We start from the raw sequence: 10535 nt of genomic DNA on the forward strand, positions 1-10535 counted from the left end.
AGTGCACATGGGGACCGAGCCGACGCGACGAGTGCTCACCAGCGACGGGCTGACGCTGGCCGTCTACGAGGAGGGTCCTCTCGACGCGCCGACGGTCCTCTGCGTGCACGGCTATCCCGACAACCACCACGTCTGGGACGGCGTGGCCGCCGAGCTCGCCGGCACCTTCCGCGTCGTGCGGTACGACGTCCGCGGCGCCGGCCGGTCCGACGTACCCGCTCGCCGCTCGGACTACCGGATCGACCAGCTCGCCGACGACTTCGACCGCGTGCTGGAGGCCGTCTCGCCCGACCGGGCGGCCCACGTCCTCGCCCACGACTGGGGATCGATCCAGCTCTGGGACGCCCTCGTCGCCGAGCGTTCGGGCCCTCGGGTCGCGTCCTTCACCAGCATCTCCGGACCGTCCCTGGACGCGGCCGCCGTCTGGCTCCGCCGCGCCGGGACGGCGCCCCTGCCCCGAGTGGTGCAGCTGCTCGAGTCCTACTACATCGGGATGTTCCTCGCGCCGGCGCTGCCGCAGCTCCTCGCGCGGACGGGAGTCATCGACCGCCTCGTCCGGCACTCGGCCGCCCGCGGCCCGCGTCCCGGGCGGCCCAGCCCGACCGAGGCGAGCCGGGGACGGAAGGAGCTGGTCAACGGGATCGAGCTCTACCGCGCCAACGTGCCCGGCCGGATGCGCCGCCCACGACCCCCCGAGCTGCTCCTTCCCGTCCAGGTGATCGCCCCCACCCACGACGTGCACGTCTCACCGGCCCTGCAGACCGAGGCGCCGGCGCCGTACGTGCGCGACCTGACGGTCACCGTGGTCGAGGACAGCCACTGGGTCGTCAGCCGCGACCCGGCCACCGTCGCACGGCTCTTCATCGCGTTCGCCGGCGACGTGGCGTCGCGTTCGTCGGCGAGGAGCTGAGTACGCGCACTCGTGTCGCCCGGGCCGGGCCCGGACAGGCTCACCGGCATGTCCTCCAGCCTGCTGCCCGCCGTGGCGACCCTTGCCGACCAGACCCCGCCCGAGCGCAACCGCGTCGTCGACCTGCTCCGCGCTGCCGCGATCCTCGTCGTGGTGCTCGGCCACTGGCTGATGGCCGCCGTCCACGTCGACGCGGACGGCGACCTGCACCGGGGCGACCTGCTCGACCTGGCCGCCTGGACCCACTCGCTGACCTGGGCGCTCCAGGTGATGCCGGTCTTCTTTCTCGTCGGCGGCTACGCCAACGCGCTGTCCTGGCGCTCGGCACGCCGGCGCGACCAGACGTACGCCGGCTGGCTGCGATCGCGGCTGCGCCGGCTCGTGCTGCCGGTGCTCCCGCTGATGGTCTTCTGGGCCGTCCTCGCCCCGGCCGCGCACGCCGCCGGGGTCGACGCCGACCTGCTCCGGATCGCCAGCCGTGCCTCCCTCGTGCCGACCTGGTTCCTGGCCACCTACGTGGTCGTCGTCGCCGTCGCTCCGCTGACCCTGGCCGCGTGGGACCGGGTCGGGTGGTGGTCGGTCGGCGCCGCGCTGGCCCTGGGCGGGCTGGTCGACGTCGTCAGCGTCCGCCACGACCTGGTGGCCGTCGGCTTCCTGAACTACCTGGTCGTCTGGTCCGCCGTGCACATGCTCGGCTACGCGTGGCTGGACGGTCGGCTCGCCTCGCTCGGGCGCCGGCTGGCGCTGGTAGCGGTCGGGTTCGGCGCGCTCTACCTGCTCACCGTCGAGGGCCCGTACGCCGTGTCCATGGTCGGCCTGGGCACCGATGAGATCGACAACGCGTTCCCCACGCGCGTCACCCAGGGGCTTCTCGGCCTGCTGCAGGCCGGCGTGGTGCTGACCCTCGAGCCGCTGCTGCAGCGGCTGGTGGCCCGCCGCCGGGTGTGGGTCGCCACGGTGCTGGTGAACGCGCGGATCATGAGCATCTACCTGTGGCACCTCACGGTGCTCGGTGCGCTGGTCGCACTCTCCATGGCGTTCGGCGGCCTCGGCCTGCACCAGGTGCCGGACACCACCGGCTGGTGGCTGACCAGGCCGGTGTACTTCGCGGTGCTGGCGCTGCTCACCGCCGGCGCGGTCGCCGTCGTCGGCCGCTTCGAGTCGCCAGCGAGCGACCCGCGGCCCGCGCCGCCGGCAGCGCAGCCGGTCGCTGCCGCTCTCGGGATCTGCGCCGGGCTGGGTGCGCTCGCCTACCTCGGGATCGCGCGGCAGGGCGAGGTCCTGTGGTACCTCCCGCTCGTCCCCGTCGTCGCCTGCGTGCTGGGCGGCGTCGTGCGGCTGCCGGGGACGGCGGACCGGACCGGGCCCCGTCAGGCCGGTGGCGCGAGGTAGCCCAGCTCGCGCCACCGCGCCAGCGCCGCCACCAGCTCCGGATGGTCGGCGCTGTCGGCCGCCCGGCCGCCCGCGACGAGCGGTGGCACGCCGGGCTCTCCCTGAGCGTCGTACACGACGGTGAGGCGGTTGGCGGAGCCTGCGTTGATCAGCGAGCCGAGGAGCGCCACCGGGTCGCCGCGGTCCTCGAGGGAGAGGACGCGGACGTCCCCGGGCAGGGCCGGCAGCTGCGCGGAGGGGGCGCTGGCCGTCACCACCTGGTCGACCGCGAAGCCGGGGAGGTCGGAGGTGGCGGCGATCTCGACCGCAGCCGCGCCGCCGGCGCCGCTGCCAACGAGCATCACGCGCACCTGGCCGTCCGTCGGCGCCTCCCGCGCGCTGTCGGCGATCGCCCGCACGACCTCGGCGGCATAGCCGGACTGGTCGGCGGACACCAGCCGCAGGCGGCCGGGCGCGGCCGGTGTCGTCGGCAGCCCGGTGAGGAAGACGAGGAGCCGGTCCGAACGAACCTGCCGGATGCGGATCGGCTGCCCGGCCCCCTCGCTCGCGCAGAGGACCGACATCAGGTCGGCCAGGCCCGTGGGCGCCGCAGCGCCCGCTGTGCCGGCGTCGGCCCCGCGCACCGCGGCCGGGGCGGGGCCGGGGTCCGACCGGTCGGTGTGGCCGAGCCCGACGGCCGCGTCGCGGAGGGCGCCGTCCCAGTCGTCCACCAGCGGCGCGACGCCCGCGGCGCGCAGGCCTCCATTCCGAGCTGCGCGGCCGCCCTCGCCCGACAGCACGCCGGCGGTGAGCAGGCCGCGCATCTGCAGGCTGTCGATCACGCCCCCACCGGTGGTGACGTGGTCCAGCAGCTCCGGGTTCGACTCGGCGAGCTCGTTGAGGTACGCCGCGACACCGTCGCGGTCGAGCGCGTCGGTCTCGATCAGGCCGGCGGCGACGATCGCGCCCCCGAGGCTGACCTCGGGGGCCAGGTAGCCGATCGCCCGGCCGGCGATGGCGCCGAGGGTCTGGTAGGCGGCGGCCTGGAGCTCGTCGATCCAGCGGTAGGTGAGCACGGTCGCGCGGAGGACCAGGGCGTCGGCGTCCAGCTCGATCGAGCGGCTCAGCAGGCCGTGCTTGCCGGTGGTGGCGGCCCGGAGCTCCTCCTCGGCGGCCTCCCAGGTCGCCGGCGACAGCGGCGCCGACTCGACGACGTCGGGGTCGGTGATCACGTCGCGACCCAGCTTCGCCCACTCGCGCATCTGCGCGCCGGCGTCGTCGAAGAGGTCCGCCAGGCGGAGCATCTGGTCGTACTTGTCCGCGAGGTCGGCGGCCTCCACGTCGGTCCGCGGGACCGCGCGCTGCTCGCCGGCCGCTGCGGCGACGACCGGGTCGTCCCCGAGGTCCATCAGGCCACCCTCCCGTCGCGACCGGGTGCGACCACCGGGGCGAGGACCGGAGCCACGACCGTGGCGAGGTCGGACGGTTCCACGCTGCGCAGCTCGATGCGCAGCATCCCGTCCTGGTGGTGCGGGCGCAGGGCGTGCCAGCCGTCGGCGAGGAGGGTCCAGGAGAGGACCCCCACCGACTCGACCTCCGTCGTGGCGACGTCGGCGACCATGGCGCGCAACCGCCCCTGCGCCTCGCTCGACAGGGCCGCGAGGACCCGACCCACCTCGACGTCGGGGAGCGGGCCGTCCGGGCCGAGCACCTTCCCGGTGTGGCGACCGGCCAGCACGGGCAGCAGGTCGGCGCGGCCGGTGCGCGTGGCTTCGGCCGCGGCGTCGGCGAGCTCGTAGGGCAGGTCCAGGTACGACGGCACGGCGGACGCCGTCAGCGGCACCTCCTCCGACACCACCGCCACCCGGGCGAGCTCGCCCGCCCAGGCGTCCGTCGGGAACCAGCCGAGCTCGAACACGATGCCGTCGACCGTCGCGAGGGAGGCGACGGCCGGACCGTCCTGCCGGTGCCAGACCTTCGCCTGCACGCCGCCGGTACGGACGTCCAGGTCGAGGGCGATCCGAGGAGCCGCGAGCAGCCCGATCGCCCCGGCCACGCCGGGGTCGAGCTCGTCGCCGGCGACCAGACCTCGGCGCGCCAGCGACTCCGCCGGGTCGTGTAGCGACGCGACCACCGCACGATACGCCTGGTCCTCGGTCGTGGCGGGGCTCTGCCCGAGCCGGCTCTCCATGGCTCCGGCCGCGGCCGGAGCCGCGACCTGGAACGGAAGCGGTGCGCCTCCCGCCAGGCGCGCTGCGTGCTCGAGCTCGCGCAGGGTGAGGCCGATCCGCCGCGGCGCGGCCTGGACGGGGCGCAGGTCCGCGGGACGGTCCGCGTCGGCCGGAGTCGTCAGGTCGATGGTCGGCACGGAGCCTCCTAGAGTCCGGGCAGCTCGACGGAGAGCCAGTCGCGGTGGCCGGGTGGCGGCGGCGCGAACGCGGCGAGCAGCTCGTCCTCGGGGTCGGGCGTGACGGTCGGGCCGTCGCCCTGCTCGTTCCGCGCGGCGATCGCCGCGATCCGGCCGCGGGCGTCGCCGACCAGGTCGGCGACCCGGGCCTCGACGGCCGCGATCTCGTCCTTGACCGCGTCCACGCTCCGGGCGTGCCGCTCCAGGGCGTCGGCCGCCCCGACGTGAGCGTCGGCGGCCGTGCGGAGGTGGGTGGCGCGGTCGGCGACCCGGGTCCGCATGGCGTCGGCGGCCCGGCCGCCCCAGCCGACGGCCTGGGTGCGGGCGACCAGCTGGTCGGCGAGCGCACGCACGTCGGCGCCCTGGTCGCGCAGCTCGGTGGCCCGGCGTCGTACGCGGTCGCTGTCGCCGTACATGAGACGCGCCCTTCCCACGTCCGACGGACCCGAAACCTGCCGTCCTCGGGTTTTCACAGGTTGCCGTCGAGCCGGTCCAGGGCGGTGGTGATGTCCTCGGCGGTGCCGGCGAAGCTGAACCGCAGGAACCGGCCGCCGTCGACGGTGTCGAAGTCGACGCCGGTCGCCACCGCCACGCCGGTGCGGTCGAGCAGAGAGCGGGCGTAGGCCATCGAGTCGGTCGTCAGGTGGCCCACGTCGGCGTAGGCGTAGAACGCGCCGTCAGCCGGGGCCAGCGCGGTGATCCCGAGCCTGCGCAGCCCGTCGAGCAGCAGCGACCGGTTGTGGGCGTAGCGCTGCACGTGCCCGTCGAGCTCGGCGTACGACGCGTCGTCGAACGCGGCGAGGGCCGCGTGCTGTGCGAGGGCCGGCGGGCAGATGCTGAAGTTGCCGGTCAGCACGTCGACGGGCCGGCGCAGCCGCTCGGGGGCCAGCATCCACCCGAGTCGCCAGCCGGTCATGGAGAAGTACTTGGAGAACGAGCCGAACACGACCGCCTCGCGGGAGGTCTCCCAGGCGCAGCGCGCGAGCGGTGGGTCGCCGTGGAGCGGGGCGTACTCGATGCCGTGGTAGATCTCGTCGGAGACCAGCTGGACGCCCGCCTCCTCGCACCACCGTGCGATCGCGGCCAGCTCCTCGGGCAGCAGCATCGTCCCGGTCGGGTTCGCCGGGCTGGCGACGACCAGTCCCGCGAGCGGCGCGGCGGCGTGGGTCCGCGCGAGCTGCTCGACGGTCGGCTGGAAGCGGGTCCCGGGTCCGGTCGCGATCTCGACCACCTCGCAGCCGAGCGCGCTGAGCACGTTGCGGTAGCAGGGGTAGCCGGGCCGGGCGATCGCGACCCGGTCACCGACGTCGAAGGCGGCGAGGAAGGCGAGCAGGAACCCGCCGCTCGATCCGGTCGTCACCACCACGTCCTCGGCGGCGACCTCGACGGCGTGGGTGCGGCGGTAGTGCCCCGCGATGGCCGACCGCAGCTCGACGATCCCGGTGGCGGGTGTGTAGCCCAGCGGGTCGCCGGTGCCGAGCAGCCGGACCGCCTCGGCGCTCACCGGGGCCGGGGCGCCGGTGCTCGGCTGGCCGGCGAGCAGGTTCACCATGTCGCCGCGGGTCCGCTGCCGCGCCGCCGAGGCCGCGAGCAGGTCCATCACGTGGAACGGCGGCACGTTCGCGCGGGCTGCGGCCGCCAGGCGATCCCTCACGCCACCGACCCTATTGCCCCACCCGTCACACGGCCCGGCCGGAACTCGCACTTCGCAGCCGTTGCACTGGCCGCGAAGTGCGGGAATCACCGGTTGACCGGTGATTCCTGCAGCACCCTCGCCGCATGCCGCCCCGCGCGCCGCCCGAAGAAGGAGCCCTCGCCGAGCTGGGTGCCGGAGCAGTAGCCGTTGCCGTCCTGGGCGATGTTGGAGGCGCAGGCGCCGGCGGCGTAGAGGCCGGGGATCACCGAGCCGTCGGTCCGGCGGACCTCGCCGTCGACGGTGGTCGCCATCCCGCCGAGCGTGAACCCGGCGTACAGCGCGACGCCGAGGCTCAGGTCGTAGACGCCCCACGGGCCGTTGGTCTGCGGGGCGAGCCAGTCGGGGTGCTTGTGGAAGTCCGGGTCCTCGCCGGCGGCGGCGTGCTCGTTGTAGCGGGCCATCGTCGCGACGAGCGAGCCCGCCGGGAGGCCGAGGCCCTGCTCCATCTCCTCGACCGTCTCGTAACCGTCCTTGAGCGGCACCAGCGGCATCCGCTGCTCCTCCATGTGGTCGCTGTCGGCGATCAGGTAGGCGGCGGAGTCCGGCTGCTGCAGCACGTGGTACGACGTCCGCGCGTGGTAGCTGTCCTCGGCGACGAACCGCCGGCCCAGCTTGTTGACGATCAGCCCCTTCACCAGCGACGACGGCGGGTAGAACGGCGCGGTGATGAACGGCTCCTCCATGTGCTCGAGCGCGGCGCCGACGGACTCGCCGAGCCGGATCCCGAGCCCGTCGTCGTAGGTGGAGCCGAGGGTGAAGAGCTTCGACCCGAGTGCCGGCGTGTAGCGCTCGACCATGTCCTTGTTCATCACGAAGCCGCCGGCGGCCAGGACGACGGCGCCGGCGCGCACTGCACCGTGCTGGTCGAAGGAGCGCCAGGCGAGGCCGACGACCGCGTCGCCGTCGACGACCAGGTTGGTCGCGCCCGTCTCGTAGCGGACCACGACCCCGGCCTCCTCGACGCGCTCGCGCAGCAGGTCCATCACGATCCGGGTGCCCTCGGTGTCCCCCGGGACGGGGACCTTGTGGCCGCGCGGTGCCGGCCGCACCTGCTCGCGGAAGGGCCACACCTTCTCGTTGCCGGTGTACATCAGCCCCTCCGTGCCGGGCTGGATGACCGCCTTGCCCGGGAAGTAGGACCGCTCGAACTCGAAGCCGAGCGACTCCAGCCAGTCGAAGTGGTCGACCGACTCCTCGCAGTAGGCGCGGATCTTCTGCTCGTCGGGGTCCTTGGTGCTGGCCATCAGGTAGCGCACCATCTCATCGACGGAGTCCTCGTGGCCGGTCGCCCGCTGCACCGCGGTGCCGCCGCCGAGGTAGAAGTGGCCGCCCGACATCGACGACGTGCCGCCGTGGATCGCGGCCCGCTCGAGCAGGAGCACCCGCGCCCCGGACCGGGCCGCCTCCAGCGCGGCGCAGCCGCCCGCGATGCCGAACCCGACGACGACCACGTCGAAGGTCTCCGCGTCGGCGGGCAGGGCGCTGGCCGGCAGCGCCTCGGGAACGGCCAGGCCGGCCGGGGTCTGGGTGGTCATGGGGCAAATCTAGAACATGTTCTACCGATACGCTAAGGCTCCGCCGCCCCGACTGCCGCCGAGGTGACATGAGCTTCGACGTCCACCAGCTCGACCACTTCGTCCTGGTGGGCTCGGCGGTCACCCTGCTGGCGGTGCTCGCCGTGCGGGTCTCCTCCCGCGTGGGGCTGCCCAGCCTGCTGCTCTACCTGCTGATCGGCGTGGTGCTCGGGGAGTCGCTGGTCGGCATCCCCTTCGAGAACGCCGAGGTGGCGCACGCGATCGGGTTCGGCGCGCTGGCGGTCATCCTCGCCGAGGGCGGGCTCACCACCACGTGGTCCGACGTCCGCCACTCGATGCCGCTCGGCGCCTCGCTCGCGACCCTCGGCATGGTGGTCTCGGTGACGATCGTCGCGCTGGGCGGCCACTTCCTGCTCGGCCTCTCCTGGGAGCTGGCGGTCCTGCTCGGCGCCGTCACCTCCGCGACCGACGCGGCCGCGGTCTTCTCGGTGCTGCGGGCCGTCCCGCTGCCGAAGCGGATCACCGGCGTCCTCGAGGCCGAGTCGGGGCTGAACGACGCGCCGACCGTCGTCATCGTCACCCTCATCTCCAGCGGCGCCCTCGACGAGCACGGCCCGCTCGCCGTGGCGGGCATCGTCGGCTACGAGCTCGCGGCGGGCGTGGCGATCGGCCTCGCCGTGGGCTTCGGGGGTGCGTGGCTGATGCGCCGCGCGGCCTTCCCCTCCTCGGGCCTCTACCCCATCGCGGTGCTGTGCCTGACGCTGTTGGCCTACGGGGCCGGCCCGGCGGTCCACGCCAGCGGCTTCGCCGCGGTGTACGTCGCCGCGCTGGTCCTCGGCAACGCCGACCTGCCCCACCGGGCCGCCACGAGGTCCTTCGTCGAGGGCCTCGCGTGGATCGCGCAGATCGGGCTGTTCGTGATGCTGGGCCTGCTGCTGTCGCCGGGCCGGCTGACCTGGTCGACGGTCGGGATGGCCGTCCTCGCCGGCCTGGTGCTGACCTTCGTCGCCCGGCCGGTCTCGATGGCGGTCAGCGCCGTCGTACGCCCGATGCCGCTGCGCGAGCTGACCTTCCTGTCCTGGGCGGGCCTGCGCGGCGCGGTGCCGATCGTGTTCGCCACCATCCCGCTCGCCGAGGGGGTCGACGGGGCCGACCAGCTCTTCGACATCGTCTTCGTGATGGTGGTGGTCTACACCTGCGTCACGGGGCCGACGCTGCCGTTCGTGGCGAAGGTGCTGCGGGTGGCGCGCCGCTCCGAGCCGCGCGGCATCGAGGTGGAGGCCGCGCCGCTGGAGCGCGTCGCCGCCGACCTGCTGCAGGTGACCATCAGCCCCGTGTCGAAGCTGCACGGGGTCGAGGTGGGCGAACTGCGGCTGCCCGTGGGGGCCAACGTCTCGATGATCGTGCGCGACGGCCGGGCGATGGTGCCGGAGCGGCGTACCGTCCTGCGCCACGGCGACGACCTGATCGTGGTGACGCCGCGCAAGCTGCGGGAGCGGACGGAGCAGCGGCTGCGCCAGGTCAGCGCCGGCGGCCGGCTCGCGCAGTGGCTCGGCGACGGCGGACCGGCGCCCCACTGACCGGCGGCTCCACCGACGACCGCTACTCGACGGCTACTCGACGTCCTCGGGGTTGGTGCTCAGCGGCGGCGTGCACACGTAGGCCTCGGCCTGCGCGGTCACCGCGGCCCGGCCCTTCTTCACGCCCCCGAAGCCCTTGCCGACGGCGATGGTGATGCCGGGGTAGCCGGACGGCTTGTCGACGATCTCCACCTTCTTGCCGAGGTACGACGCCACCAGGATCGCCGCCGGGTCCCCGGGGTCGCTGGCCCACACCTCCGCGGCCAGGGGGCCGGTGCCGGCAGGGGCGTTGCCGGTCCGGCCCTCGCCGAAGCCGCGGGCGACCAGCCGGGCCATCGTCTTGTTGGCCAGCCCGTCGGCGCCGCCGGCGTTGAGCACGCTGACCATCACCTGCGGCGGGGTGACGTCCTCGCCCTCCGCGATGAGCGTGTCGGTGCACGGCGGCGGGTCGACCCGCTCGGGGAACGGCTCGGTCACCTTGGACCACGCCCAGGTGACACCGCCGAGGAAGACGACCGCCAGCACGGCGAGGGTCAGCGCCGAGCGGCCGCGCTCGTTCAGGTCGAGGTCCACAGCAGGGTCAGCCTTCCATCCGGATCACGCGGGCGTGGAGGACGTGGCGCTGCTGCAGCGCGGCGCGGAGGGCGCGGTGCAGCCCGTCCTCCAGGTAGTACTCACCCCTCCACAACACCACGTGGGCGAAGAGGTCGCCGAAGAAGGTGGAGTCCTCGTCGAGGAGGGAGGAGAGCTGGAGCGTGTCCTTGGTGGTGACCAGCTGGTCGAGCCGGACCTGGCGCGGTGGCACGGCGGCCCACCCCTTGGAGGTGAGCCCGTGGTCGGGGTAGGGCCGCCCGACGCCGACGCGCTTGAAGATCACGGATTCGGAGTCTAGGGGGCGGCCGCGCGCCGGACGTGGCCGAACGCGCGCCGCCCCCGGCGGGCTGGGCGACGCGGGCGTGGGGCGGGGGGGGGGGGGCGCCCCCCGCCGGCCCCCGCAGGCCGTCCCCCCGCATGCGTCCGCTCACAAAAACGAGAC

Annotated in this window: 10 protein-coding genes; 3 read left to right on the plus strand and 7 right to left on the minus strand. The window is 74.4% G+C overall.

Annotated features, from left to right (window positions below; all coding sequences use genetic code 11):
* Positions 1 to 7: 7 nt before the first annotated feature.
* A complete protein-coding gene (locus tag ACPOLA_RS16000) occupies positions 8 to 910 on the plus strand; it encodes an alpha/beta fold hydrolase (RefSeq protein ID WP_435771497.1) in 903 nt (300 codons plus the stop codon).
* A 48-nt stretch (positions 911 to 958) separates the two neighbouring features.
* The gene (locus ACPOLA_RS16005; protein WP_435771498.1) at positions 959 to 2302 is read left to right on the plus strand and encodes an acyltransferase family protein; all 1344 of its coding nucleotides are present in this window, start codon (positions 959 to 961) and stop codon (positions 2300 to 2302) included.
* On the opposite strand, the gene ACPOLA_RS16010 is transcribed toward ACPOLA_RS16005, so the two are convergent.
* The 5 genes from ACPOLA_RS16010 to ACPOLA_RS16030 form a co-directional block, all read right to left on the minus strand.
* Complete coding sequence (locus tag ACPOLA_RS16010) at positions 2281 to 3690, minus strand: hypothetical protein (RefSeq protein WP_435771499.1); 1410 nt, start codon at positions 3688 to 3690, stop codon at positions 2281 to 2283. The genes ACPOLA_RS16005 and ACPOLA_RS16010 overlap by 22 nt on opposite strands.
* The gene (locus ACPOLA_RS16015; protein WP_435771500.1) at positions 3690 to 4649 is read right to left on the minus strand and encodes a hypothetical protein; all 960 of its coding nucleotides are present in this window, start codon (positions 4647 to 4649) and stop codon (positions 3690 to 3692) included. The genes ACPOLA_RS16010 and ACPOLA_RS16015 overlap by 1 nt, the downstream gene beginning before the upstream one ends.
* Before the next feature lie 8 nt (positions 4650 to 4657).
* Complete coding sequence (locus tag ACPOLA_RS16020; RefSeq protein ID WP_435771501.1) at positions 4658 to 5104, minus strand: WXG100 family type VII secretion target; 447 nt, start codon at positions 5102 to 5104, stop codon at positions 4658 to 4660.
* Between the two features lie 53 nt (positions 5105 to 5157).
* The gene (locus ACPOLA_RS16025) at positions 5158 to 6342 is read right to left on the minus strand and encodes an aminotransferase class I/II-fold pyridoxal phosphate-dependent enzyme (protein WP_435771502.1); all 1185 of its coding nucleotides are present in this window, start codon (positions 6340 to 6342) and stop codon (positions 5158 to 5160) included.
* Positions 6343 to 6428: 86 nt separating this feature from the next.
* On the minus strand, positions 6429 to 7919 hold the full coding sequence (locus ACPOLA_RS16030; protein ID WP_435771503.1) for an FAD-binding protein: 1491 nt from the start codon (positions 7917 to 7919) through the stop codon (positions 6429 to 6431).
* A 68-nt stretch (positions 7920 to 7987) separates the two neighbouring features.
* Between ACPOLA_RS16030 and ACPOLA_RS16035 the strand changes: the two genes are divergently transcribed.
* On the plus strand, positions 7988 to 9499 hold the full coding sequence (locus tag ACPOLA_RS16035) for a potassium/proton antiporter (RefSeq protein ID WP_435771504.1): 1512 nt from the start codon (positions 7988 to 7990) through the stop codon (positions 9497 to 9499).
* A gap of 33 nt (positions 9500 to 9532) precedes the next feature.
* Here ACPOLA_RS16035 and ACPOLA_RS16040 read toward each other — a convergent pair whose 3' ends face one another.
* Together ACPOLA_RS16040 and ACPOLA_RS16045 are read right to left on the minus strand one after the other, a co-directional pair.
* The gene (locus ACPOLA_RS16040; RefSeq protein WP_435771505.1) at positions 9533 to 10072 is read right to left on the minus strand and encodes a LytR C-terminal domain-containing protein; all 540 of its coding nucleotides are present in this window, start codon (positions 10070 to 10072) and stop codon (positions 9533 to 9535) included.
* A gap of 7 nt (positions 10073 to 10079) precedes the next feature.
* Positions 10080 to 10376 (minus strand): type II toxin-antitoxin system VapB family antitoxin, encoded by a 297-nt coding sequence (locus ACPOLA_RS16045; protein ID WP_435771506.1) that lies wholly within the window; start codon positions 10374 to 10376, stop codon positions 10080 to 10082.
* Between the last annotated feature and the right edge of the window lie 159 nt (positions 10377 to 10535).

Source organism: Nocardioides proteolyticus, from assembly GCF_051280635.3.
GTDB lineage: Bacteria > Actinomycetota > Actinomycetes > Propionibacteriales > Nocardioidaceae > Nocardioides.

Coding starts and splice junctions, on each gene's coding strand:
- ACPOLA_RS16000 (WP_435771497.1), top strand. CDS start 8: ATGGGGACCGAGCCGACGCGACGAGTGCTCACCAGCGACGGGCTGACG.
- ACPOLA_RS16005 (WP_435771498.1), top strand. CDS start 959: ATGTCCTCCAGCCTGCTGCCCGCCGTGGCGACCCTTGCCGACCAGACC.
- ACPOLA_RS16010 (WP_435771499.1), bottom strand. CDS start 3,690: ATGGACCTCGGGGACGACCCGGTCGTCGCCGCAGCGGCCGGCGAGCAG.
- ACPOLA_RS16020 (WP_435771501.1), bottom strand. CDS start 5,104: ATGTACGGCGACAGCGACCGCGTACGACGCCGGGCCACCGAGCTGCGC.
- ACPOLA_RS16030 (WP_435771503.1), bottom strand. CDS start 7,919: ATGACCACCCAGACCCCGGCCGGCCTGGCCGTTCCCGAGGCGCTGCCG.
- ACPOLA_RS16035 (WP_435771504.1), top strand. CDS start 7,988: ATGAGCTTCGACGTCCACCAGCTCGACCACTTCGTCCTGGTGGGCTCG.